The organism is Snodgrassella sp. W8158, from assembly GCF_016100435.1.
GTDB lineage: Bacteria > Pseudomonadota > Gammaproteobacteria > Burkholderiales > Neisseriaceae > Snodgrassella > Snodgrassella alvi.
In genome coordinates, this window is sequence record NZ_JACFSM010000001.1 from 589,665 (window position 1) to 614,675 (window position 25,011).

The 25,011-nt window shown below is 39.3% G+C and carries 23 protein-coding genes and 1 pseudogene; 5 read left to right on the forward strand and 19 right to left on the reverse strand.

The annotated features are described in order from the left end of the window. Positions 1-407: 407 nt before the first annotated feature. Positions 408-542 (forward strand): SymE family type I addiction module toxin, encoded by a 135-nt coding sequence (locus H3V11_RS12025; protein ID WP_370530634.1) that lies wholly within the window; start codon positions 408-410, stop codon positions 540-542. A gap of 114 nt (positions 543-656) precedes the next feature. Here H3V11_RS12025 and H3V11_RS02585 read toward each other — a convergent pair whose 3' ends face one another. Further along, positions 657-1,073 carry an SMI1/KNR4 family protein gene (locus tag H3V11_RS02585; protein WP_078474261.1) on the reverse strand — a complete coding sequence of 139 codons (417 nt, stop codon included), beginning with the start codon at positions 1,071-1,073 and terminating at the stop codon, positions 657-659. Positions 1,074-1,233: 160 nt separating this feature from the next. Here H3V11_RS02585 and H3V11_RS12030 point away from each other — a divergent pair, with 160 nt between their 5' ends. Further along, complete coding sequence (locus tag H3V11_RS12030) at positions 1,234-1,368, forward strand: SymE family type I addiction module toxin (protein ID WP_370570081.1); 135 nt, start codon at positions 1,234-1,236, stop codon at positions 1,366-1,368. Positions 1,369-1,433: 65 nt separating this feature from the next. Here the strand turns inward: H3V11_RS12030 and H3V11_RS02595 are convergent, their stop codons facing one another. The 3 genes from H3V11_RS02595 to H3V11_RS02605 form a co-directional block, all read right to left on the reverse strand. Further along, positions 1,434-1,802 carry a hypothetical protein gene (locus tag H3V11_RS02595; RefSeq protein WP_025331488.1) on the reverse strand — a complete coding sequence of 123 codons (369 nt, stop codon included), beginning with the start codon at positions 1,800-1,802 and terminating at the stop codon, positions 1,434-1,436. Positions 1,803-2,070: 268 nt separating this feature from the next. Then, the gene (locus H3V11_RS02600; protein ID WP_198223541.1) at positions 2,071-2,487 is read right to left on the reverse strand and encodes a hypothetical protein; all 417 of its coding nucleotides are present in this window, start codon (positions 2,485-2,487) and stop codon (positions 2,071-2,073) included. Between the two features lie 241 nt (positions 2,488-2,728). Further along, positions 2,729-2,944 (reverse strand): hypothetical protein, encoded by a 216-nt coding sequence (locus tag H3V11_RS02605; protein ID WP_037474624.1) that lies wholly within the window; start codon positions 2,942-2,944, stop codon positions 2,729-2,731. 125 nt (positions 2,945-3,069) lie between these two features. Between H3V11_RS02605 and H3V11_RS02610 the strand changes: the two genes are divergently transcribed. Beyond that, positions 3,070-3,375, forward strand: coding sequence for a helix-turn-helix transcriptional regulator (locus tag H3V11_RS02610; RefSeq protein WP_342351409.1), 306 nt, complete (start codon positions 3,070-3,072; stop codon positions 3,373-3,375). Positions 3,376-3,568: 193 nt separating this feature from the next. Then, positions 3,569-3,721: pseudogene (locus H3V11_RS12035) on the forward strand (SymE family type I addiction module toxin); the annotation flags it as partial. 44 nt (positions 3,722-3,765) lie between these two features. Here H3V11_RS12035 and H3V11_RS02620 read toward each other — a convergent pair. The 4 genes from H3V11_RS02620 to H3V11_RS02635 all read right to left on the reverse strand — a co-directional run bounded on the left by H3V11_RS02620 (position 3,766) and on the right by H3V11_RS02635 (position 5,818). Then, complete coding sequence (locus tag H3V11_RS02620) at positions 3,766-4,248, reverse strand: hypothetical protein (RefSeq protein ID WP_034884800.1); 483 nt, start codon at positions 4,246-4,248, stop codon at positions 3,766-3,768. Positions 4,249-4,260: 12 nt separating this feature from the next. Beyond that, positions 4,261-4,683, reverse strand: a complete 423-nt coding sequence (locus tag H3V11_RS02625) for a hypothetical protein (RefSeq protein ID WP_198223542.1) — start codon at positions 4,681-4,683, stop codon at positions 4,261-4,263. A gap of 502 nt (positions 4,684-5,185) precedes the next feature. Beyond that, positions 5,186-5,476: a hypothetical protein gene (locus H3V11_RS02630; protein WP_025331481.1), complete on the reverse strand. Its 291-nt coding sequence runs from the start codon at positions 5,474-5,476 to the stop codon at positions 5,186-5,188. Beyond that, positions 5,477-5,818: a hypothetical protein gene (locus tag H3V11_RS02635; protein WP_034884696.1), complete on the reverse strand. Its 342-nt coding sequence runs from the start codon at positions 5,816-5,818 to the stop codon at positions 5,477-5,479. It abuts the gene before it with no gap. 15 nt (positions 5,819-5,833) lie between these two features. Between H3V11_RS02635 and H3V11_RS02640 the strand changes: the two genes are divergently transcribed. Then, positions 5,834-6,061 (forward strand): SymE family type I addiction module toxin, encoded by a 228-nt coding sequence (locus tag H3V11_RS02640; protein ID WP_180214751.1) that lies wholly within the window; start codon positions 5,834-5,836, stop codon positions 6,059-6,061. A gap of 41 nt (positions 6,062-6,102) precedes the next feature. Here the strand turns inward: H3V11_RS02640 and H3V11_RS02645 are convergent, their stop codons facing one another. From H3V11_RS02645 to H3V11_RS02695, 11 genes are all read right to left on the reverse strand, one after another. After that, entirely contained in the window at positions 6,103-6,555 is a 453-nt protein-coding gene (locus H3V11_RS02645; protein WP_078474266.1) for a hypothetical protein, read from the reverse strand. After that, entirely contained in the window at positions 6,555-8,252 is a 1,698-nt protein-coding gene (locus H3V11_RS02650; protein WP_198223543.1) for a VENN motif pre-toxin domain-containing protein, read from the reverse strand. Before H3V11_RS02650 ends, H3V11_RS02645 begins: the two co-directional genes overlap by 1 nt. Before the next feature lie 466 nt (positions 8,253-8,718). Beyond that, entirely contained in the window at positions 8,719-9,033 is a 315-nt protein-coding gene (locus H3V11_RS02655; protein WP_084563729.1) for a hypothetical protein, read from the reverse strand. A 1,176-nt stretch (positions 9,034-10,209) separates the two neighbouring features. Continuing rightward, entirely contained in the window at positions 10,210-10,821 is a 612-nt protein-coding gene (locus H3V11_RS02660; protein ID WP_198223544.1) for a hypothetical protein, read from the reverse strand. A gap of 306 nt (positions 10,822-11,127) precedes the next feature. Further along, complete coding sequence (locus H3V11_RS02665; RefSeq protein ID WP_198223545.1) at positions 11,128-11,517, reverse strand: hypothetical protein; 390 nt, start codon at positions 11,515-11,517, stop codon at positions 11,128-11,130. Positions 11,518-11,742: 225 nt separating this feature from the next. Further along, complete coding sequence (locus H3V11_RS02670) at positions 11,743-12,021, reverse strand: hypothetical protein (RefSeq protein ID WP_143555317.1); 279 nt, start codon at positions 12,019-12,021, stop codon at positions 11,743-11,745. 478 nt (positions 12,022-12,499) lie between these two features. Next, on the reverse strand, positions 12,500-20,551 hold the full coding sequence (locus H3V11_RS02675) for a hemagglutinin repeat-containing protein (protein ID WP_198223546.1): 8,052 nt from the start codon (positions 20,549-20,551) through the stop codon (positions 12,500-12,502). A 65-nt stretch (positions 20,552-20,616) separates the two neighbouring features. Continuing rightward, the gene (locus H3V11_RS02680) at positions 20,617-22,389 is read right to left on the reverse strand and encodes a ShlB/FhaC/HecB family hemolysin secretion/activation protein (protein ID WP_198223547.1); all 1,773 of its coding nucleotides are present in this window, start codon (positions 22,387-22,389) and stop codon (positions 20,617-20,619) included. A gap of 490 nt (positions 22,390-22,879) precedes the next feature. After that, positions 22,880-23,479 carry a nitroreductase family protein gene (locus H3V11_RS02685; protein WP_198223548.1) on the reverse strand — a complete coding sequence of 200 codons (600 nt, stop codon included), beginning with the start codon at positions 23,477-23,479 and terminating at the stop codon, positions 22,880-22,882. A 341-nt stretch (positions 23,480-23,820) separates the two neighbouring features. Further along, complete coding sequence (locus H3V11_RS02690; protein WP_078475007.1) at positions 23,821-24,123, reverse strand: AzlD family protein; 303 nt, start codon at positions 24,121-24,123, stop codon at positions 23,821-23,823. Beyond that, a complete protein-coding gene (locus H3V11_RS02695) occupies positions 24,116-24,823 on the reverse strand; it encodes an AzlC family ABC transporter permease (protein ID WP_370570164.1) in 708 nt (235 codons plus the stop codon). The genes H3V11_RS02690 and H3V11_RS02695 overlap by 8 nt, the downstream gene beginning before the upstream one ends. Positions 24,824-25,011: the final 188 nt, after the last annotated feature.

Sequence of the window (25,011 nt, forward strand, 5' to 3'; positions counted from 1 at the left end):
GAGCGAGCAGTATTATGTTCTCCGCTATTTACTTTGCCATAAAGATAATCAAATTTTTTGGATCTATTTCAAGCTTCGTCCCCTTTCTAGCACTAGATACTAGAAGGCGCACAAGACCAAGCTACCAAGTCAAGATTAAAAGACCATGAGTTTTTAAACCTGTTTCAAAAGATTGAGAAGCTACCAGAAGAAAACAAACCGTGATTAAGATATTTTTAGAAGCCTTTTTAACCAAGACTCAGATTAAATTACTGGCTAAATAAGAATAATAAAACAATAAGTAAGCAGCAATAATAGGCGGCAACCTGCTACCACTGCTAACCACAACTAACTTCACAGGAGTTAACTATGGCTAAGGCACTGCAACCCACCGAACGATTTTACACCATTGGTTAACACCCCAAGCCATAGGATCCAACCCCAGACCGCAACTACCTATTAAAGGCTGCTGGCTAGAAGCCTTTGGCTTTACCATCGGTCAGCCAGTCATCATCGATGCGCAACATGGGCTGTTTATTATTAGGATTGAGGGGCAAGACTAGAAAGTGAAAATAAAATCCCAGTTCAAAATTGGGATCTTAGGTTTTCAAAATTGATCAACCTGTCAGAATAAAAAATTCCAGACTTCATATTTATTTTGGGCTTGTTTGCGATATTTAATTTTCATTAATCCATACTTGTTCAACCCAATCTGAAAGATCTTCCCAAGTATCATTACTATAGCCATCTAACGTCCAATATCGTACTGTATCATTTGGTGTTAAACAATAATAACTTCCATTATCTTCACATATTGGTAACCAGTCTTCTGGTAGACCTTGCTCCCTAGCTTCATTAAGCACTGTCGATAATTCAGATGGATATTTTTTATCTCTTGTTACTAGTAATAATTCTATTGTACCGTAGAAAATATTACTGGCTTCTTTGAGAAGCTTTCTATATTCAGTTGAAAAGCTGAAATTAATATTTTTTTCATAATCATCAAGCAAGTTATCATCAGGAAGAGGGACATTTATTACCTCTCCATTTGATAACTCTTTTAACTGATTAATAACTTTATCCAATTTATTCATTAGTATCCTCTCTTATTTGACGTATTAAGCAAGTAACGCAGCAGTAACAGGCGGCAACCTGCTACCACTGCTAACCAAAACTAACCTTACAGGAGTTAACTATGGCTAAGGCACTGCAACCCACCGAACGATTTTACACCATTGGTTAACACCCCAAGCCATAGGCCCCAACACCAGACCGCAACTACCTATTAAAGGCTGCTGGCTAGAAGCCTTTGGCTTTACCACTGGTCAGTCATTCATCATCGATGCGCAACATGGGCTGTTTATTATCAGGATTGAAGGGCTGAGCTAAGAGGTAAAACAATATCCTCGCGAGTTAAGGCGGGGATTGCTATACAACAGGCTAGGATCTTATATTTAACTGTGATTGATATATAGAGCAACAGGTTTTGCCGGTACGGTAATTTCCCATCCCATGATGAGTAATATCGCCATAGCCATTTCTCTCATATTTTTCCACTCAGCACATTGACAAAGCGCATCGTTGTTCCAGTATTGGATGTTAGGTGCTCCACTTATAGATAACATATAATCATCTAACTGTTTAATTGCCAATTTTTGCTCAGACGTGAAAGAAGATGCGACCAAAGGATCGTTTAATTCATCTAAAGCCATTTCCCACTCAACAGCCAGCTCGTCCGCAACGTTCACAAAATCAGGAAATAAACTTTTCTGTACTTCACAAGGCTGCGCTATCGCCTGAGTTATCCATTTAATCTTATTCATTTTCTATTCCTTTGGTTTATTAATAATTGTCGCTTTCTCTCCCGCACTTGGCTTGTTCCAATCGACGCATATTGCTTACCGTAAATAGTCTTTTTGGGGTAGTTTTGCCAAAAATTCCATTCAGAGAATTACCATTCATTCCCTTTCCTGCTTTACCACCGGTCAGCCAGTCATCATTGATGCACAGCAAGGATTGCTGATTATCAGGATTGATGGGCTGAGATAAAAGGTAAAACAAAATCCCCACAGGTGAGGTGTGGATTATTCATTAGTAGATGGTTTCACACTGTATGCTAGATAGTTTTATATTTCTCAAAAAAACACTCATTTTTTTTAGATACCAATTAAAATCTGGAATATCTTCCCCAGATAAATACTGACGATTTATTGACAGTGACATAGATAAATAGTTAGGGTAAATTAATAAATTACCCCCTGATTCATTATCATAAACCATCACTATACCGACTTTATCCATAATATTATGAGAGTTTATAAACTCGTCTAAATTGAACAGATTCATGTCTGTATTCAACCAGTCATAATCTTCGATATCATTTGACGATAGATAAGTAACCATATTTTGATAATAAATATTCCAGCCACTATTTATCAGGCACTTTAATATCTCTTTAGGAGAATATTCTTGTGAAAAATTTATATCTATGCTGACTTGCATTCCCATATTAATATTCCTTAAAAGGTATGTTCTTTGATGTTAACCAGTCTTTAACATGCTGAGGGATAGGTGTATTAGAATGCACTTCAAAAGACGCACCATTTTGCTTGGCAATTCTCGCATGAGATCCCACATCGGATTTAAATTTTTCAAATCCTTTACTACCTGCCTGAGCACGATCTTGCCAATAGCGCCCTGATTTAGCTTCATACCAGATTGAATTATTTGGACCATAAGCGCCACCAAACTATCGTCCTTGATTTTTAAAGCTACCTTTACCACCTAAAGTTTGATGCAAATAATTTTCAAAATCCTTACCGATAAGTCCTTGAGCACTCGTCATCCCCTTTTCAGTATTTGATTTAGCAGCTTTTGCTTTAGGATGCTGTTTTTGCTGTATTACATAATATCTATTTTTTATCAAACCTATTTCGTTATTGGTTAGATTCCTTCTTTTTTTCATGCTCAGTGCATGTATAACTGTTTCAACACTGACTCCTTAGTTGAGTAATGCATCAACTTGCTGTTGTATTATATTAACTTATCCTATGTAGCTTTCAGCAATTTCATATTGAAAAACCCTTATGGCTGCCTAAACAGCATAAGCTGACGCAGCCACAGATGGCCGATAAGGTCGGTATACATTTAACTCAGGTTCGCCGCTATGAAGCCGGCGAAGCCCAACCCTCTTTAGATATCTTAAAGAAGATTGCCACCACCTTTAATGTGACCACCGACTGGCTGATATTTGAGGAAGGTGAACGGGAGCCACAGGACGAGCTTAAGCTTAAGTTTGAGGCGGTTAAACAGATGACCGCTGACGAGCAGAAGTCAGTAAAAGAGATTTTAGACGCCATGATTTTAAAGCATCAGGCTAAGCAGTTGATTGGTTAAAACAGGGCGGCTAAAGAAGAAGTAAAAGCTAATGCAGTAAACAATAGCGCAGCATTAAGGTGCTCGAACACCTTAACACTGCTAACCACAACTAACTATCGAGGAGTTAACTATGGCTAAGGCACATTCTAAGCTAAAATCAACCACATGCAAAGAACCTGCACTACAACCCACTGAGTGATTTTATACCGTCGGTTATGTGCCACAAGGCGCAAATCGCAACCCCAGACCACAACTGGCCATTAAGGGGCGCTGGCTGGAGCAGATAGGCTTTTATGTTGGTTGTACAGTTATCATTAAAGTTAAGCAAAATAAACTTATTATTAAACTAACAAGCAAGTTTTAAAAAACAATAAAAGATCCTCACACAAATTAGGTGGGGATTGATACTTATTCAACGGGCTCTAATGAAACAGCCATTTCTAATACTATATCTAAGTAAGCTTTTTCGCCATTATGATTTCGCCGTTTCAGTTCATCATATGCGTAAATAATTTCAACTTTAGCCCCTTTTTGAAAAAGCTTTTTATCCTTGTAATTAATATAGTTATAAATGCTTTCTTCAACTTCGGAACCATCATCTAATAGTAAACTAAAAGCATTATCTACAGAAGAAGGATCTTGACCTGCCACATAGGTTCTAGTTATTACTCCCGACACGTGCAGTAAAGGCATTTTTCCTTGTTTAATACTATTCCACCATTCTTTAGAACCAAAAAGGCCATTTGTACCTTTTAAACCCATATTTGGTCTCGACTTATCGAGCGTGAGTGACTGTGTCATTACAATTTGCTCAGGATTATCTTTTAACTCTTCAGATAAAAGATAAACTAATTTCATAGGAACTTTTGAATTTTCTAACTTTAATAACATATTTCTTACCTTTTATTTTACTTTTTCAAAATGGACAATATTTTTATTAAAAATCTCTATGCCTTTACCTTGCCCAAGTTGGGTTGTCATTTGCCCTCCTTCCACTATGAATCGAGTATTCGTATTCATCCATTTTCCTGTTTGAGTAGACATATTAGGGAATTGTGTACTTGCTGGTTTGTTTGCTGAAATCCCAATTTTTTCAAGCTGAGAAAACGTCCCTGGTTTAACTACTATTTTAACCGTAATGCCGTTATACTTTGATGAATATTTTAATACTGGTGAAACAGAAGTTTCAGTCGTTGCTGGCATTATACCTGTTCGCTCAAATTGCTTAAACTGTTCTGGTGACATAGTTCTATAAACAATTTCATTTCCATAAGCATCATATTGTTGTACTGGACTAAGTGGATTTTTAGATTGAGTTACTGGCACTCCAATCCCTTCCCTTGCAACCTGTGTAGGTCCCGCCGTTCCCTTTCCAGCATTCGATTTCCTGAAAACTGGTTAATCTGACCTATGCGGTGATACTCTGACCACTTTGTTGATGGTTGATGTATTGAGACAAACATATCTTATGGTGGAAATTATAACTACTGTCACCCATACGTATTATTTTGTCTCCTGCTACGGCTAACTCTCTGCCCACATGAGTAAGACCATCGTCAGAAGTAGATATATCGCCCTTCGTCTGAATGGGTTTGTTCAAGAGGTTTAATGTAGAGCAAATTACTAACTGATTCAATATGGGATTTTTAATTAAAAAAATCATACTTAGCAAAAAGATGACGGATATCATTAATAACATATTATTTTCTTATATCTTCCTCAGTAACCCAGACAAGCTACACACCCAGTTTTGAAACTGAAACTCATGTTTATTTCTTGTACATTCTAGGAAAATATTAGATCCCAGTAATGTAAAGGGATCTAGTTGCTAGGATTGATATATTACGTCGTAATTATTACCTAATTCTATTTGTAATTTTTCTTGTAAACATTTCCCTTTTTCTTTAAAGGCTATTTCTTCATTAATAGTTTTAAATCCAGATTCTAACGGGTTATCTGAATTCAACGTTTTATCATAGTCATCTGACCACTTATTTAACTCATTTTTGAGAGAATCACTGATTAGTAAGGAATCAGGATCAATATTTCCAACTTCATTATCCGAATCAATCCACAATGGATAACATTCATAATCAGCCATTAATTTTATTTTCTTCATTTACTTACTCCCCGCAGGATTTGCTCCAACAATAAAACCATTACTTCCAGTTGTAACAGCTATTCTTTGTTTTTGTCCATTAATCGTAATTTCATAAATTGGTCGTCCTGTTCCTTTTCCTTGATAACCAATAATCTTTCCTTTGGATACAGTGTCTATAACTACATTAGGTATTTGTGATTCTGAAACCCCTATTTTTGCAAAATCACTGGCATGACGTTCTACAATATGTTGGAGCCCTGCCGATGAATTACCTGTCTCAAGAAAAACTATTTTACCATCAGCTAATTTTTCAACTTTCAAAATATTTTCAGGTGAGAATTTAACGCCATTCTTAGACATTTCTTCCAGATATTGTTGATTTATCGTCCCCTTTCCAGCATTACCAAAACCCGAACGGTAAAACCCCGACCCAAGCGCAGCTTAACGGTTGGATACAGCCCTAATGGCGGGCAACCTAACCCCAGACCGCAACTGACCATTAAGGGGCGCTGGCTGGAGCAGATAGGCTTTTATGCCGGGCTGCCCGTGGTCATTAAAGTTGAGCAGAACAAGCTGATTATTGAACTTGCGATACAGATCTAAAAAATAATAAAAGATCCCCGCGGCTTAGGCGGGGATCTTCATTACTCATCTACTGGATAGAGCTCTTTTATGTATTGTTCAACAAAGGGCTTTAATTCATCTACAGGATAGACTTCTTTTCGCTGTACTAGATAAGCATCGTCATAAATTACTCTGGCCTCGAGTGCTTTGGCTAATATATACCCTATTACTACAGAAAATTTTAATTCATTTTCTCCTCGGGTTTTTATACCCACCATAATAGGCAAATCGATTTCAGCTTCATCTCTAAATTCAGGTTGAAAATAATGAAAAGTTATCCAACAAAAATATCCATACTGATGGTCTTGTATATTTACAAATTTATCTGATAGATCAATACCTTTGCTTGCAGATAGTCCGACAGATAACTGCCTTATTGGTAACGAATATACCTTAAAACCATCAACTATAATATCCAATAATTCTTCAAAAGAAGGTGTTTCTTTAATTGGGAACATAAATTCATTGGCCATTACTTACTCCCTCCCTTTGTAATTGAACCACCGGTGACATTTAACCAACCGTCCTGAGTTTTGATATATATATTATTTACCGTACCTTCTTTAGTAATGTTGGATACTGGAGAACCGGGTTTAAAGTGATTGATCATTTCATTCATACTGACACCTGTTTTAGAGGCATCTATATATAAATCACCTTTATAGCCTGCTTTTGCCATATCATTTGCCCCGCCAACAATATTCTTTCGTATTGAGTGGATACTTTGACCCTGAACTTCTTTTAATTGCACAGGAACCCCATTTAACCAACCATCAATACCAGCTTGGCTTTTCTCAGTAGCTCCTTTAAACGTTCCACCTTTGTACCCAACAATATCTAAGGCTTGTTTGTACTCATGATCAAGAAGCTCATTTCTAATTACCGAACCTTGTTTACCCGGTGGTAAAGCGGGTAACTCAGAAGCAGCATTTCCAGCTTGTCCCGCTCCACTCGTCCCCTTTCCAGCTTTTGCTTTAGAACCCTGCTTTTGCATCATTACAGAATATCTATTTTTTATCAAACCTATTTCGTCATTGGTTAGTCTCCTTCCTTTTTTCATGCTCAGTGCACGTATAACTGTTTCAACACTAACTCCTGAGTTGAGTAATGTATCAACTTGCTGTTGCATTATACTAACTGACCCTATGTAGCTCCCAGCAATTTGATATTGGAATACTCTTATGGCTATCTGTTCGTCAGAAGCTCCAGAGCGTTTCATTTTTTTGACTAGATTTAACATTGTAATTTGGTTGAAATCTGCATTGCCAATTACGCTCGCTGGTATCCATTCATTTGCATTTAAATCAAATATGCGTGAACCAAACCTACGCTGACTTTCTCCAGCCCCCCTCATCATTTTATTAGCATAGCTTGTCAATAATATTTTGGATTCTTCTTCTGTTATTTGTTCTGTCATATACAAATTCAATATGATTTTATTTGCTTCATCAGAGGCCTTTAAATATTCTTTTTCAACCTGAATCCTGCACTGATCTGTTTTGCATGCATCATATTTTCTTTGATAATCATCCGCACTTTGTACACCTGCTTTTTTCAGTTTTTCATTTAATATTTTTTCCTGAGTGTTAAGTTTACTTTCCCCCTTACTGTTACGAAGTGCATTATTATCAACCGCCGTATGCCCGGCCTGATTCCCCTGTGCCACATCAGCCATACTGCCGCCTACTGCCGCTCCTGTTGCTGCTCCAGCCAACCCTATGATTGATGAAACCGTGGCTTTTTCATCTGCAGTTAAATCTTTTGATTCCTTGCCATACAGCCATTTCGATACTACCGGCGCCAGAGCTTCTGTTCCTGCCGCAGCCAGTCCGCCAGCCAGTGCATTATTTCCTCCTGCTGCCGCTACTGCTGCTCCTACTACTGCGTGCGCCACCAGATGCGCAGTGCTGCCTTCTGCATCTTTTCCTTTAAAGTACTGCCCTATCTGATATGAAACTATCGGGCTGGCTGTGGCTGCCACTATCCCTCCTATGCTGTTAGTCGGGGCGGACAGGCCTGCTCCTATCGCATTTAACAGTAATCCGCCTGCATTCCACTGCGACAGTTCTTTTTCATATTTTTCACGTTCTTCCGGACTCAGTGCTTCATTTTTCAGTTTTTCTTTGAGGGCATCTTTTTTACTGTTTATCATAGCAGAGGCTGTCTGCATGTTATCGCTGAAGCCCTGACTGATCTCATGCTGTAAATCCAGCTCTTTCTATACTTTGTCTTTGTCAAAGTTGTTGGCTTTATCGGCATTGTCGTCACTGGTCATACCAGTATGGATAGCAGAAATTGTCTGAACAGCCATTTTGCCGATTTCTGCTGCTGCATTACTTAACCAGTAATGATATTGCCGGTATTAACACTGCTATGGGTAGTACTGGCTGGTATAGTCACAATCGTGACCAAAACCAATTAATTGTTTACGCCAACACTACCCTGATAAAATTGCCACTATTGGAATCAACGCATTTACTAATTTAATTTCGGTTTCTGTCCTACTTATATTTAAATTATTACTCTTATGATAATAAGCTAAATTAAAATAATTTGAACCAATTACCCTATCGATATATGACAAGTATATTATTTAGTATTACCGAGTTTTTACGTTTATCCATTTCTATATACCTTTATTTATCAAAACAATCAACTTTATAAATTAATCTATCATTGTCAGGTTCAGGAGCTTTTTTAGTCAATAAAATACATTTTTCCGGGTGGCTGATATGTTCAGGATGATAGGAATAAAACCATCCATCTTTTCGAAAATTACTCCATGTCAATTCCAAAAATATGTAATCCTTTTCTGTATCTTGCTCCGTTAAAAATTTTCCTTTCTCAGATTTTACATCAGCTTCCTCAGGCTTTACATTGATTTTGTGTTGTATATGTGCACATCCATTAAATAAAATACATAAAATAATAATTAAAAAATTTTTGTTCATAGAATTTCTCAAGGATATTCAAAATAATCATTAGGGTTTTGTATATCATATATTATAAACTTTCCACTCGCTTTATTTGGTTTTATTATCTGCAGTTAAATCTTTTGATTCCTTCCCATGCAGCCATTTCGATACTACCGGTGCCAGAGCTTATATTCCTGCTATTCCTCCTATGCTGTTAGTTCAGGAGGACTGATATGCTTCTATCAAATTTAATAGTTTGAATAAATGATTAAATTTAACCAATATTAATATATAACAATACAATTTGAATTGCCTAGTTGACAAAATAAATTTTTAGATAATTCTTTATCATATCCTAAGCAAGACCATATAAACTGATAATGAATAATACATGTTAAAAGATCTGCATCCTCCGGCAACGGTAACGATAAGTATTTATTAAACATTTTAGCACCACATTCATCTGATTCTTTTTCTGTAAATATATTTTTCGGAGATTGATGGCTTATTCCTGTTTTATGTTTAAACCATGTTAACCAATTATACTTTCCTTTCATATAAATATTTGAAATATCAAAAAGATAAGCACTATCGTACTCAAGTATATTTCTTTTTAATCCAGATTCACTTATTTTCTTTTCTATAAATCTTAGGAATTAGATTATATATATCACCAACTTGATCATAACTATAATCAGTTACTTTATCAAAATAATCAGTATAGTTTTTATACTCATCAGACGTGCACTTTCCTGTATAAAAACACTGGTCATATTTCTCCAATTGACAAAAAAATTTCTTTTGTTCTCTTATATCAAAATCTTCGGCCTGTACTGGCCTTTCCGCTATAAAAACCAGTACAAATATCAAAAATATACTTTTAAAATAATTAAACATTAGATTCTTTTGTTTTATTTCATAGGTTGTCCATTTATCATTCTGAAATGTGCTTTATACGTTATAGGATTTCCCTGAGGATCAAAACTATTAACCCAAATATCATAATAACCATTAGCATCAGGTTTTAATGTTGTTTCTTGAGGAATACACAGATTAAAATACGTCTATTCTATGACATTAAACTACTTAATTATCTGTATTGAGTGTATTTTTATCAAAACTGTTTGTAAATTATACAGTTTTAGCAAAAAATTTTATAACAGACAACAGTACAGCTCCGCTATGGCTTATGATGAATATCATTTCTTATTATTACCATTTAATCTCACATTTTTTTCCTGATTGACAGAATAAATTTTTCATTAAGATTTTGTCATCTGGTTGGCACCATGGGTCATTAATTCGATAATTAAAAAAGCAGGTCTTTACATCAGCATCTTCTGGCAACGGTAAAGATAAATATTTTCCAAACATTTTTACTCCGCAAGCCTCCTTATTTTTTAAAAATATATCTTTAGGTTTTTTATAACTTATTCCAGTATTATTTTTATACCATGATAACCATTTATATTTTAAATCAATATATGCGTAGGCTAAATTACTTACAAAAGTACCATTATAAATTATGTAATGCGGAAAGTTTTCACTCAGTTCATCATTACCTGCCCATTGATATATATCAGGAAGTTTATCATATAAAGATTTAGCATTTTGATTGATATCACCGGTAATTTTTATAAAATAATCCGTATAATTTACATAGTCTTTATAATCACACTTTCCTGTATAAAAGCATTGATCATACTGCTCAAGTTTACAGAAAAATTCCTGTTGTTCTTTTATACTAATTTGTTTTGCAAATATTGACTTGTTAAAAACCATTAACAATATAATTAAAAACAATTTTTTTGACTGTATTAACATTATTTTTACTTCCTAACGTAACATTTGTCCATTTTTCAATCTGAATCGCATTGGACCAGTCTGGCCTTGAATAGTAGCCTTTATATCATAATAACCATTAGAATCAGGTAATATCACTGTCTCTCTTGAAATATACTGATTTCCTTTTTTTTCCTCAACAACACCAATAACTTGATTATTTGTTTTTCTATATAGCGTATCAAAATGCTTTCTTGAATTTTTGTCGTAAATACAGCCTTGTAATTAATCTTTTAATGCTAATATTATAAAATTAAATACAGGGCTGATATATCAGGCTAGCAACACTTACATGACTCTTTTACCTTTTGCTCTTCGCTCTTCATCACGTTTTTTTTTCTGCATTCCCGCCCAGGTTTCATATGTTGGTGTTCCTCTGTCTTCCATACAATTTTCAAACATACCTTGATTCCATACTCCATTTGGATAACCATCTCTTGCAACCCGGTTTTCTGGCTTATGTGCTAAATCTAAACAATATGTTTGATTCTGCTTTCTCAACTTTTGCATTTCTGGCGATTCTGAATTGTAATAATTATTTTCATCCCTTTGTGATTGGGAAATTGCTGATCTTTCAGCATAATAACCATTGTACCAGTCGGATATACTGCAGCCACTCAGGAATATACCGATACCGGTCAGAATAAGTAAGCGGATTTTAGCGATTCGGATCTGCATAATATTTCTTTCCTACCAATTTATACTAATATTTATCATGTAATATCCAATGAAATAGTTATTGGTTTTATCAATTATATCAATGCATTCATTACCTTATTTTATATAGATTTCAAACAAGTACCCGCCACTCTCACTTTTACTTCTTTCCCAAAGTTTATTTCTATTATGAAATAAACCAATAATGATAATGTCATTGTTATAATTAATGCTTATCCAAATTTATTATTTCTTAAAACGTTTTATATAATCTCTGTAATAGGGATTCTCTACGGGATGATCAGTATAATTTCCATTCGCATCAATATAGCGTCCACGTTCATCTACCAAATATTGTGCAGGTGGCTCAGCATACCAGCCAGAAGGATATACTACTACCCGACTACCCTCATATCCGTTTAATGCTAGCAGTTTCTCAAATCGTGAAGCATCTGTACTACATCCACATAATATACACAATATAATAAATCCAACTAAGCTAAATTTCTTAATATTACTTGCCACTTTATACTCCATTTTTGTCTATTTAAAAATTGTCTGAGACTAATAAACTTTCTTCTCATACATGCTATTGAGGCAGGTGTATAAACGTTAATCAACCACTCATTTTCAGCTTAATCATTGCTGCTAATGTCCAGCTTGACGCGTTTTAGAAACTTATAGCTGAGTCCATTCAATTATCCAAGTACAAATTCATATTTATCAGGAATATAAATCTAATATGGCACTCAACAATTTTTAAAAACCTTTTCTCTTCATACATTCTATTGATGCAGGTGTATAAACGTTAATAAGCCATTCAGTCCTCGCTTCAGAACCCCGGGGGGCATTTGGCTTAGGTACAGTTAATTGAAGCTCATCAAAACATTCCTGATCAGCTTTCTCTCTTGCTGGTGATGACCAGCCCGGACCATTCCAGAATCTTATAGCTGCCTCCATGCAACCCTCCAAGCACAAACACATACTTAACAGGAATATAATTTTAATGTGGTGTCTCATGATAATGCACTCCTTCCTGAGGTTTCGTTGGCCTTACCAGAACCGGTATTGATGGGTTTGTATCATTTTTATTATGATTTGAACCTTCAAACCACTTGTCTCTAAAATCTTTATAATAAGGATTCTTAACTTCAATATTACCTGTTAAATTACCATTCTTATCTATATTTCTGCCATAACTATCTTTCAAAAATTTATAAGGTATTTCTCTGAAATAACTACTATGCGAATACATGAACCATTTGTTTTCTACTCCTCCTGTTGGGGCATTGCCACCTACAATATATTTACTACGTAATCCTATCAATGGTGTTCTGCCAACAAAATCAGTATAATGCACAGCTGAGAAAGCTGCACTACCATAACGATAATTTAGATCACTATCCCACCACGTATAACCATTTTTTACCAGCAGATCGGCAAATTTCGGTACATACGTGGCTGTACCATAAAATCTTGCTTCTCTTATTGGTATTTCTGTTAAACCATGGTTATAGGCATATTGCAATGCATTAGTGGCCGTCATGCCACCACGGCTGTGATTGCTCATATCCAAGATATAACCTTTTTCTTTTACATGCTGAAATATCATTACATTAGCTTTTTCAGCATTGGTTAACGGCAATTTTGTTCCGCTCACATCATTGACTTTATCATATAATGCATATAAGCCTTCTGAAACGAAATTGGTGGTTGGCGGATTATTAACGACATAAACTCCATCTTTAGCTGTATCATATAAATTTTGTTTAACTGCATTTGTTAATGCAGCATTTAATGGATTAAGTATGCCCGGATTAGATACAGTGACTACTCCAGTATGTTCTCCTGGCTTTATATCCTCCATATCAAATATTTGTCTTTTGTCACCTTCTTCTACATAAAGACTGTTTACATCTACTAAACGCCTCTTTTTGTCTTCACCTAAATTAGAACAGTATAATCCATCTTTTCCACATTTCACTTTCCAGATTTGTATAGGTCTGGTTGCTGCTCTAACAGCCGGGTCTATAAAAGCAGAACCATCAGCATAGATTAATGCTGCTGTATTATCATAACCATAGAGAGAACTTAATGCCAAATCAACATAAAAGGTGGCTTTTTCCCATTTATTAGCATTTTCTTCTAAAGCCAAAGATTGCTCAGTATTGTATCCATTTTTTCCATCTACATAGTTATTTTTACGTATTTCTTCAGCTTCCTGACGCTTTTTATCGACATGCTGGTGAAGGGTATTTCGCAAATACAGTCGGTTCTGATCAAATTCCTGACTGATTTCACGCTGTAAGTCGAGTTCTTTCTGTACTTTGTCTTTGTCAAAGTTGTTAGTCAGATAGTCAGCTTTATCGGCGTAGTTATCGCTGGTGGTATTTGTATGGATAGCTGCAATTGTCTGGGCAGCCGTTTTGCCGGTTTTCTGCTGCTGCGCTGTTTCATCAGTAATGATGATATTTCCAGTATTAATACCGCTGTGGGTAGTACTGCTGGTATGACCACTATCGTGACCAAAACCTATCGATTTGTTTACGCCGGAGCCGCCCTGATTGGCAAGATGGATGCCATTGCCTGTACCGGGCTGTTTCTGACCCAGTGAAGAACCGCTGATAGAACCGCCGCCACTGATGCCAATGCTGCTGCCACTGTAATCGCTGTGATTTTTGATATCACTGCTGGTAAGACTGCCGGTAATCAGGCTGTTTTTACCTGCTGCTTCTGCGGCACTGGCAGAGGTGATGATGGCTCCTTTCAGATCTGTATTGCCTTTGATTTTAATCTGATAGCCGTCATCTCCGGCTATGATGCCGCTTTGTTCGGTTACTCCGGCATAATCGGCTTTGATTTTGCTCTTGCTGTAGCTGGCGGATCCCGATGCACCGTAGCCTACAGTGACCTGTCCGCTGATATTCTCCTGTTTACTGTCATATTTTGCTTTGTCCTGCAGGCTGGCTATGTTCAGCTCGGCTGCATCTATACTCACGCCTTTACCGATTACCTGTGCACCTATGATGTTGGTAGCACCGCCACTGCTGAGGCTGGTACTGCCGCTACTACTGCCAACATGGCTGTTCCGGTAGCTGGTTTCGTCTCCGTTACCATGGCCTTTACCCAGATTGCCCCCGGCTGTAACACCCAGAGATGTGCCACCAGAGCCATAGCTGATAGCCACTCCGGCATTCCAGCCGCTGGATTTATTACTGCTGCGCTCGCTGTGGCTTTGTTCGGCTGCAAGCAGGTTAATTTCGTTATCTGCCTGTAAATGGGTGCCTTTGCTGCCTGCCACATCTGATCCGATAATGTTGATATTAGAGTCTTTGCCTGCGCCCGTTGCCAGTAAATTGACTGTTCCGCCGGCATTAATCTGACTGGCAGAGGCCACGGTATCTTTTGTGTGATTTTCACTGCGACTCTTCTGCTGACCGATGGTTATGCTGACACTGACATTTTGGTCTGCTGATTGATCGCTGCCAAGTTTATTCAAAGCTTCGCCTGCTTTGTAGGTATCCATACCGGCATTGAAGGCAGCCATGGCATTGACGCGGTCATTTTTACTTTTACCTACGCGGTTAATGGCAGTATTCGCAGTCTGGATGGCATTCACCACAGGTACGTTGACAGCAACGGTGAGTCCGCTCTTTTCAAAAGTATGAATATTGTCTCGGTTATGTTTATCTTGCGCAGCTGCAATATTTATATCTTTAGCCGCTATGGTTACATTGCCTGCAGGTGTGCTCACGCTGCTGCCGGTCTGGTTGTAGTGATTATCTGCAATGATAATGGTATCTCCGTACAGGCTGCCGATGCTGCTGCCGCTGTGAACAAGAGATTTACTGGTGGTATCGTCAGTTTCTTTCTGTTTACCGATAGTGAAGCCGATACCGCCGCTGCCCATCAGACCGGATTTAGTATCTTTGCGATACTGACGATCAGCATAATGATTTTCTGCGGCGCTGATGCTGATATCGTTACCCGCCTGCATAATGGTACCGAAATCAGAGATGACGTTGCTACCACGGATATTAATGTCTTTATCGCTGCTGATGTTGATTAAAGCTCCGGTAATATTACTGGATACAGCTTCATCATGGTCGGCCTGATACTGATCAAGACTGGTTTTTTTCGACAACAGACCGCTGGATTTAATATATGTAGAATGATCCATCTCGGTTTGCTGGCGTCCTTCGCTGATATTAACGCCGTTTTTACCATAAAGGTTGATATTACCCTGCAGGCTGTTGATGTCACCCTGCCTGATATTGAGTTGCTCTCCGGAAAGTATGTTAATGTCGCCGATGGCATTGATGCTGGTACCGGTTTCATTCTGATAACGGTTTATCCAGTGATTTTTATCGCTGCGGCTGCCTGAAGCCATATTGGTTGCAGTGGTCACTGTATTAAGATCGATAGTGCCCTCTCCGGAGCTAAGCTGAGTAATACCATTCTCAGCTGTATTGGTAATGCCGGCACCGTGACTGGTAATACCGTGTATACCGGCCACACTAAGAACACTGTCTTTTTCACCAGTGACATATAATCCTGCGGTGCGGTCAATAATGGTGCCGCCATTATGTTCATCTCCATAGCTGACGGTAGTGCTGCTGAGGTTGATTTTATCGGCTTTCAGACTAAGCAGATCTTTACCTGTGGCCACTCCGCCATTAAAGTCGATGTTCTCTTTGGCAGTGAGACCAACTTTACTGCCACTGATAGTACCGCTGTTGCTGATATTCTGTGCACCGATACTGGTAATATTCTGACCGGCTATGGTGCCCTGATTATTTATATTACCGCTATTTTGCAGGTTAATATTGCGGGCACTGATGAGACTGCCGTTGTCATTGACATCTCCGCTGTGAACCATCAGGTACACTTTGGGTACAAGTACTGTCTGCTGGCTGCCATCTGCCAGAGTGACGGTCTGGCTGACCATCCACACGATGTTACTAGTCAGTTGTGCCATTTGCTCAGGGCTCAGGTCTATTCCCGGTGTCAGGTTAAATTTCTGTGCATATGCGATACCGGCATTCATCAGTGCTTTATATTGCTCTTCATTATTGCTGTAACCTTCGAGATAACGGTAACCGGTCAGTTTAGCTATCTGCTCGTTAATCAGCCGCTGTTCATAGTAGCCGTCACCAAGCCGTTTTTGCATATTCTCGGGATTCTGCCCCAGAGCGCTGAGCATATAATCACTGCCCAGCCATTTTCTCATGTTGGTAAAGGCCGGATCGGTTTCTACCAGATAGCCGCTATTGTCCGGACTGATATGATAAAGGCTGTTGTTAGGCAGTTTGGTAGTGTAATCACTGAGGGTCTGTATGTTCTGGTTGTGACTGTTTAACTGTGTCTGTGCCTTATCTTGCTGCTGTAGCTGGTTATTGCTTTGAACCTGCTCTGCATGTGCCTGATTGGTTCCTGTGCTGGTGTGTTGCTGCACTACACTGACCGGAGTATCAAACTCATGGCTGCTGATGATAGTTTTGTTATACGAGGTTTCTCCATTCGTTTTAATTTTTCCCTTTGACAGTTTTTTATTCACATATTTATAGCCACCCTCTTTTCCATGCTCTTCTACTCGCTGCTGGCCTTTGGTTTCTTTGTTCTCCAGATTCAGATTATCTGTACTCTGCAAGGTGCCACCAACGATAATCTGGCTGTTGTCATTCAGCCAGTGTTCACCACTGACGGTTAAATCTCCGCCTATAATAATTTCTCCGGGCTGAGTTTCAGTTACTTTCTGTTTATAAATATCACGCTTGAAATCCCACCAGTGCAGTTTTGATACTGAATATTTTTTCCATACTTTCTGGCTTTTATCATTAAAGGTAAAACTGATTTTTTTTCTTTCTTCTTTATATTTACCGTCTACACCATCTACCCAGATTTCAGGGTTACCTTTCTCCTGATACTGATGAATTTGGTTACTGCTCTCCAGATATTCTTCTACGCTAAAATGGTTATTTTGATTTTTTAATTGTTTAACTGCAATATTGCCATTACCCTGCGCTTCTATCCTTGCACTGCTGTTAATGAGACTGTCTGCCATACCACTGGCCTGATGCTGCTCATTCAGAATGCCTCCGATAGCAATATCACCTTCGCTGGATAACAGAGCATGCTCTTGATTTATGATATTGGAAGCACCAATATCCAGACGATTTCTGGCTGCTACCACTGCCGCTTTGGTTTCGGTACCGGTGTTTTCTTCCTGATTAAACAAGTTATGAGTACCGATAGCCACATGATTACCATAAATACGGCCGGTACCGATGTTGTTGATGTTGCTGCCCGACTGTATCAGTGTAGTACCGTTACTATTGAGCAGACCGCGATTAGTAATGCTGTCAGCTGCGTTCAGTTCGGTATGGCTGTTACTCTGAATAATCCCATTGGTCTGGTTACTGATGTTTGCCGCTTTGATAATTACGCTATTGCCACCGGTTACGGTATGGCTATTACTGATATTTCCCTGACTGCTGATACTCAGGTTATGACCGGCACTCAGATCTGTATCAATGCTGAAATCATCAATCAGCGCAATATCTGCATCATTCCCGGCAGCAATAGTACTTTGGTTGTTGAGATTTTTTGCATGCAAACTGAGATTCTGCCCGGCAATAATCCGGCCATTATCGCTATTATCTACATGGAGATTATTGCCACTGTTATCAGTGCCGTTACCGCTAATTGATATGTCTTTAAGAGCGCTTATCTGCCCCTGCTGATTATTGAGGGACTGGTTAATTACGGCATCGATTTTTTCATTGGCACGTATAGCGCCTTGTTTGTTATTCAGATTATTACTGCTAATCCGGATGGCTTCTGCATCTATTGAGCCCAGCTGATTGTTTAATTCGCTACTGTATATATCTGCCTGTTTACCGGCACTGATTTTACCATTGCTGTTTTCGATGCTAGTAGCATAAATAGTCAGCTGACCATTACTGCCAATTTGTCCGTCACGATTATCTGCCTGATTTTGTATCTTCAGTTGCTGATCAGCTATGCTGCGGACAGCACCCTGCCGGTTATTCAGATTTGCTGCATCTATCCTCAGGCTGTTACTGTCTATCGCTCCACTGCTGTTGTTCAGAGTGTCTGTTTCCAGCTCTGTCTGACCGCCGCTCCACAACTGCCCGGCATTGCTGTTATCAATGTAGCTGCTGCTATTAAGCTGCAATTTGTTCTGAGCTGCTATTACACCGCTATTGCTGTTATTTGTTTCTGCGCTGTTAATTTCTATCTGTCCGGCTGACTGGATACGACCATGGCGGTTATCCAGTGCTTTACCTGCGTACTGTAACTGCTCGCTGCCGCTGATTTCACCCTGCCGGTTATCCAGCCGGTCAGTTTTGATTTGTGCCTGTCTGACAATCAGTTTGCCCTGAGTATTATCCAGCAAATCTCCGCTTACCTGAAGGTGATTCAGATGCAGATTAGCGTGGTTACTCAATCCGTTATGAGCATTAAGATCGATGCCGCCGTTACCTGTAATCTGCCCGTTATCATTGATAATTTCCTGCCGGCTGATGATTTGTCCGGCTGCAAACTGTTTAGGCTGGCTGAGCGCAGGTTTGGTCTGACCTGTTGCTGTTGCACTGCCTGGCGGATTGGTATTACTGTCTGACGGTTCTCCGGTGTTAGCCGGTTTGTCAGGGGCTGGTTCTGTGCTGCTTTCTGCTGGTGCATAGCCAATCAGACCGTTGTTTTCGTTGCTTAGTTTATCTGTTTCCAGACTCAACGCCTGCAAACCGCTCTGGATAATTTTGCCGTTACGGTTATGAAGGCTGTCACTGATGATGTCCAGACGACCACCATTGATTTCTCCCTGATTATCCAGTTGTTGCCGGTTACGGATATTCAGTTCATCAGCACTGGTAATTAAACCACTGTTGTCCAGCTGCCGGCTCTGTAATTGCAGTTTACCCAGGCTGGAGACAGTACCGCTGTTGCTGATACTGTCAGCTTTGATGGCGGCTGCGGCACTATCTGCGCCGACACTGCTCTTATCAGCAGCAACGATGCTGCCGCTGTTACTCAGTTTGCCATCGGCACTAATCTGTACGCCACCTGCCCCGGCAAATATCTGACCGGCATTATTAATGCCGACACCTTTGTCGTTGCTGACGAGTGTGATTTTACCTGCGTACATACCGGCCAGTTTGCTACTGTCTATGGCTACCCGGTTCTGGGCTGAGTTCTCAGCCGGATAGCTGGGCGTAATTGCTCCCTGCGAAGTAATATCGTTGCTGCCGGCAATAATATTGAGATTATTTGCCCAGATGCCGGCATTGATTTGAGCAGCTTTGGTCAGGATATTGGTGTAATCACTACCCCGGCTATCCAGCCCCTGTCCGTTGATGCTGATATTGCCTTCACGTACCTGAAAACCATCCAGACTACCATTATTGAGTATGGGTTTGCCGGTAGTCAGTGTTACACCGGCAGCATTAATAAAGCCGCCTCCGTTAACATTGATTCCGGCGGGGTTTGCCATGATAACTTCGGCACGTTTACCGGCTACTTCGATGTAGCCGTTAATCCGGCTGGGATTGCTGCTATTAATCTGGTTAACGATGACTCTGGCTTCGCCTCTGGCCAGCCAGGGATTGCCTTGTACCCAACCAGCCTGCTGTGTCTGAATGCTTTTTCGGCTATTGTTGAGAATAGCACCTTTTTGATTTACATCCAGCTGCCGGTACTGATTGACGGACACGCCGCCTTTACTTGGAGTCTGAATGTTTATCTGTGGTACACCATTGGCAGTTTGTAATATAGTGGGCTGCTGATTCTTAGGTGCAGATGTATCTGCGTGAATGTCGGCCGCAATAGCTCCATTACCGGTCAGTACGCATAAGCCCAGTCCTAACAGGACAGACCCGGTGATTAATGGCAGCTTGGCCAGCAGGCTGCCGGTAATGCTGTTACTGCTGCTGCGGTCGGCTGTGCTTTTACCTTCGCGAGTGGTGTTTTCTGCTACGGCTACCAGCATGCCTCTTTTTTTATTGAATATGATTTTATAACGGTTTTTGTTCATGATTGATCCTCTTAAATCTGGCTTTATATCTTTAATTCATAGCCATTTTTTGTTTCTTTAATGATTTACATTGAATAATTAAGACTGAAGCCTACATTGGTTCTGTCCGTACGGAAGTATTGCGGTTTGTATATTGGTTTACCGGCAAAGATGTCGTAATACCATTGTCCGCCGGCTTTGATTTGTCCTTTAAAGCCGATAACTGCTCCAGCCAGTGTTTTTCCCAGCTGCATTTCAGTTGACGGCCCGGAAACGTGGCCGACATCAAGTCCGAGATATACCTGATGGCGGCCTTTGTATTGCCAGTTCAGGTTATTATTCCAATACCAGCCGCGCTCACCTATCAAGGTAACTTCGCCATCAAAACCACGCACGGTGTAACGGCCGCCAATGGAAAGCTGATCCTGGGTAATTAATGGTGTTTTGTTCCACTGTCCGTGAAAGGAGCTGTCATAGCTTAACTGCTGATTACCCAGCGTGAACGGCCACAATAAACCGGCATCTACGGTAATGATTTTCATGCGTGAAGTACCTTCACCAAATTCTTCTTCAGGTGCACGCAAACTGTTATCCGCGCCAGTACCACGCTTGTAGCCCAGCCCCAGATTGACGACGGCATTACCGATATATTCCTGATGATTCAGATTGACAGCCCAGCCTGCAGTATGACGCTGCTGAACTTCAATTTCGGCATCGTTAATAAAATTATGCGATTCGCGTTTCCATACCTTAGCGGTAACATCGATTTTGCGATGGCTGTTGCGGTAAAGCATACGGGTTAAACCCAGATCGGTATTGTCACTGTTACCACTGTAATCATAGTTTTCGTTATAACCTGCTATTGCCTGATGATAGCGGTAATGATTGCGGTTGAAGGCAATCTGCCAGTTACCGAAAGGAACTGAGTAATGCAGGGCATAGCCGTGTGTACCACTGCTGGTACGATTGCCATCACTGTCAAAATAGCTGTCTTTGCTACCCAGATCATGATTGTAGTTGATGTAGAATAAATCACTTAATCCAAGAGGATTATCTACCGATAGAGTGACACCTCCCTGATAACGTCCGGTTGAATGACTGCCGGAATCGTCTATATTGAAACTTAAACGCATTGGCACGGTACGCTGTGACCAGCTTATTACTATATCACTCTGATTGGGCTCGTCTGCCGGCACAATCTGAATATCGGCTTCAGCAGTCGGAACCCGGCGAAGGTTTTCAAGCCCTTGCTCCAATGCACGTAAATTCAGAATATCACCAGCCCTGACCGGAAATTCATTCTGAATATGGCGAATACGACCAACATGTCTGGAAGCAGAATCATCCAGATTATAACGAATAGCATGAACCCGTCCGGCAATAACACTCAGCTGTAATTGCCCGCTATTAATATCTTGCGGACTGGCCAGAATACGGGTAGTGGTATAGCCACGTTCTATAACGGCATTTTGCGCCAGAATCATAATCTGATTTATCGCTTTTCCGCCCAGACACATACCGGGCGTAAACTGACTCTGACGAAGAGCTTTTTTCAGGGCAAACTGAAAATGACCTGCATCTTCTCCGACCAGACGGATGTCCTGGATAGCAAAACAGGGAGTTTCATCTGTTATCAGTTTACCTGTTCCAGACAGATTTTCTTCCGCAGGCTGCAAATGTACGTTTACATCAGGCTGCATTTGCTGCCGGAATTGCTGCTGACGCTGCTGCTCGCGTATAATCTGCTGCTGTTGTTTCTTATCTATCTGTTCAGCCGCTTCGTTCATTGATGCAGCATTGGCTTGTAACAGACTTATCCCTAATAGATTTAACAATAAAACTGGGTTTTTTATACGCATTTATGCTTAATGAATGTTAATACTAGTTAATTTTAACGTTATTTAAAGTTAATTACAACTTTAAATATTCTATTATCATTTACATAAATATACTTAATAACTTTAGTAGTAACAGTATTTTTTATAGAAACTTGCATTAAATCGATATTAAATATTATATAAATATATGTTTTAAAATAATTTTTTTAATTTAATTAAAATTAATGAATTATATAAAAGTTTTCAGATATAAAAATTATATCAAAATACAGTATTAGCTTTTTTTATGTTTAAATTTATATTTAATTATCAATATTAAATTAATTTATTTAAAATCTTAAAATTTTATTTTTTAATTATAATAAAAAAGCAATATTAGTTCTTATTGTTCAAAAAGGGCTAAAATTATCATTCCAAAGCGGAAAATCGATAAAAATCTGACCGGATCAGAGATATTCTGATCCGGCCGGCAGCATTTCAGAATTCATTTTATGCAGATATCTTATCTGATTCAGTAAAATACTTTAAATCGTTCCGTATCATCAATAAAGCTTTTTTCAGGGAAAGGTGCTTCATTGGAACCAAAAGGCATCATGGCACGCAGCTTCCAGCTTTCCGGTATCTGCCATTCTTTAGCAGCTGCCGCATCCGGCAAAGGGTTATAGTGTTGCAGGCTGGCGCCGATGCCGGCATTTGCCAGAGCAGACCAGACTGCAAACTGGGCAATACTGCTTCCCTGTTCCGACCAGACAGGAAACTGCTCAGCATAGTTGGGATATTGCTGTTGCAGGCTGGTGATGATTTGCTGATCTTCATAAAATAATATGGTACCGACACCAGCCGCAAAACTCTTAATTTTGGCTTCTGTGGGGGCAAATTTGTCTGCAGGTACTCTGATACGCAATTCATTCATGACAATATGCCAGAATTTTTCACTTTGCTGACCAAACAGGATTACAGCACGTGAACTTTGCGAATTAAAAGCTGACGGAGACAGTTTAATGGCTTCTTCTATTAAAGCAGTTATTTCTTCCTGTGCCTGAGTAATATTCCTGCCGAGTGCATACTGGGTACGACGTTTTTCAATGGCTTCTATTAATGTATTATTCATGTTCTTTCCTTTATCATTATGCAATTAAATTAATAAATTAACTCCAACATACATTGATATACTAGCGGAAAAATTTAAGTCTACCCAGCCCTGCTTATCAGTACAAAAATTATTCATTTAAGATATTAATAAATTCTATTTTCTTAAAAAACAGAACATAACAAGCAAAATAAATCGGAATTGATGATAATTGCGCCGGTTTGAAGTCGTTGTTACACAGCATTTCCTTACAGGAATTGATTTTTTATTTCCATGAAATGCCAGATTTGCGCTATCAAACAGACTGTTTTTAATATATTTTTAGAAATTATTACTGTTATTGGGTCAGGAATATGCGGTATTTAGCTGAGCAGATAGTGACGCAGAAAAGCCGTAATAGCGATACTGAACACCACTGTTGGTAACAATGAAAATCGCCACGCCAGTAATATTGTGATGATAACGGCTAAAAGATTAGCCGGATTGGTTGTGGCAAAGGCAGGAGCGATTACAGCAATCAGAACACAGCCGGGGATGGATTCAAGAACTTTAGTCAGGCGCGGACTAAGCTCACGATTGCGTAATAACAGATAACCACTGATTCGGGTGATGTAAGTAACTACCGCCATGGACAGAATAGTGAGTAAAGCTGATAAATCAATCATACGCTGCCATGATAAAAGCTACAGTTAAGCCGGATATTGTACCCAGTAATACATACCATGCACCAGGCAGGAAAAGATAGCCGGCAATCGCCGCCAGCAGGCTCACCAGCCATGGAACAGCTGCAGTAAAACCTTTCCACATTCCTTTGAGTAAAACCAGAAATACTGCCACAAAGGCCATATCAAAACCGTAATGAGTAACATCGCCAATAACCGGTCCGATAAGTGCACCCACAGTTGTGAATCCGACCCAGACGACATACAGACCTATGCTGGCACCAAGATAAAAATAATAGCTGAATTTCTGCTTTGGTGAGTTTTTCGCATCAGTAAATGCCAGTGCCCAGCTTTCGTCACACATTAAAAACAGTGCAGATAATACTTTTCGTCTGGGCAGATCTTTTAGATAAGGTGTCAGTGCCGCACTCATCAGAATATGGCGACTGTTTACCAGTAGTGTCATTAAAGCAATTAAGATTAAATGCGGGGGTGAAGTCCACAAATTAACCGCTACAAATTCGGAACCACCGGCAAAGTTTACCGCAGTAAGCAGTGAAATTTCACCGGTACGCATTCCTTTTTGAATTGCCTGCGCACCTAACACCAATGAAAACGGAATAAAACTCAGCATAACCGGCAAAGCGGTAATCAACCCTCTTTTAAATTCCTGTCCTGATTGTAATAGGGCAGACGATGACACAGTTTGGTGCTTTCCGGTGTAAATTTAGTGTTGTGTATTATAAAGAGGATATTTACACAACGTAAACATAAAATACCAATATAGATAATGAAATACAGCTTAAGCGGGTGAACTCGGTACAAAATAAATAATTTTATGCAATAATAATATTCTATTTCTGAATTTTTTTATGCAAGTTAATTACAATT

Bases quoted from the DNA above. Each gene is read 5' to 3' on its own strand.
- H3V11_RS02680 (WP_198223547.1), bottom strand. From the start codon at position 22,389: ATGCGTATAAAAAACCCAGTTTTATTGTTAAATCTATTAGGGATAAGT.
- H3V11_RS02665 (WP_198223545.1), bottom strand. From the start codon at position 11,517: ATGCAGATCCGAATCGCTAAAATCCGCTTACTTATTCTGACCGGTATC.
- H3V11_RS02635 (WP_034884696.1), bottom strand. From the start codon at position 5,818: ATGTCTAAGAATGGCGTTAAATTCTCACCTGAAAATATTTTGAAAGTT.
- H3V11_RS02645 (WP_078474266.1), bottom strand. From the start codon at position 6,555: ATGGCCAATGAATTTATGTTCCCAATTAAAGAAACACCTTCTTTTGAA.
- H3V11_RS02585 (WP_078474261.1), bottom strand. From the start codon at position 1,073: ATGAATAAATTGGATAAAGTTATTAATCAGTTAAAAGAGTTATCAAAT.
- H3V11_RS02630 (WP_025331481.1), bottom strand. From the start codon at position 5,476: ATGAAGAAAATAAAATTAATGGCTGATTATGAATGTTATCCATTGTGG.
- H3V11_RS02690 (WP_078475007.1), bottom strand. From the start codon at position 24,123: ATGATTGATTTATCAGCTTTACTCACTATTCTGTCCATGGCGGTAGTT.
- H3V11_RS02595 (WP_025331488.1), bottom strand. From the start codon at position 1,802: ATGAATAAGATTAAATGGATAACTCAGGCGATAGCGCAGCCTTGTGAA.
- H3V11_RS02685 (WP_198223548.1), bottom strand. From the start codon at position 23,479: ATGAATAATACATTAATAGAAGCCATTGAAAAACGTCGTACCCAGTAT.
- H3V11_RS02660 (WP_198223544.1), bottom strand. From the start codon at position 10,821: ATGTTAATACAGTCAAAAAAATTGTTTTTAATTATATTGTTAATGGTT.
- H3V11_RS02675 (WP_198223546.1), bottom strand. From the start codon at position 20,551: ATGAACAAAAACCGTTATAAAATCATATTCAATAAAAAAAGAGGCATG.
- H3V11_RS02605 (WP_037474624.1), bottom strand. From the start codon at position 2,944: ATGAAAAAAAGAAGGAATCTAACCAATAACGAAATAGGTTTGATAAAA.
- H3V11_RS02620 (WP_034884800.1), bottom strand. From the start codon at position 4,248: ATGTTATTAAAGTTAGAAAATTCAAAAGTTCCTATGAAATTAGTTTAT.
- H3V11_RS02600 (WP_198223541.1), bottom strand. From the start codon at position 2,487: ATGGGAATGCAAGTCAGCATAGATATAAATTTTTCACAAGAATATTCT.
- H3V11_RS02650 (WP_198223543.1), bottom strand. From the start codon at position 8,252: ATGCAGACAGCCTCTGCTATGATAAACAGTAAAAAAGATGCCCTCAAA.
- H3V11_RS02655 (WP_084563729.1), bottom strand. From the start codon at position 9,033: ATGAACAAAAATTTTTTAATTATTATTTTATGTATTTTATTTAATGGA.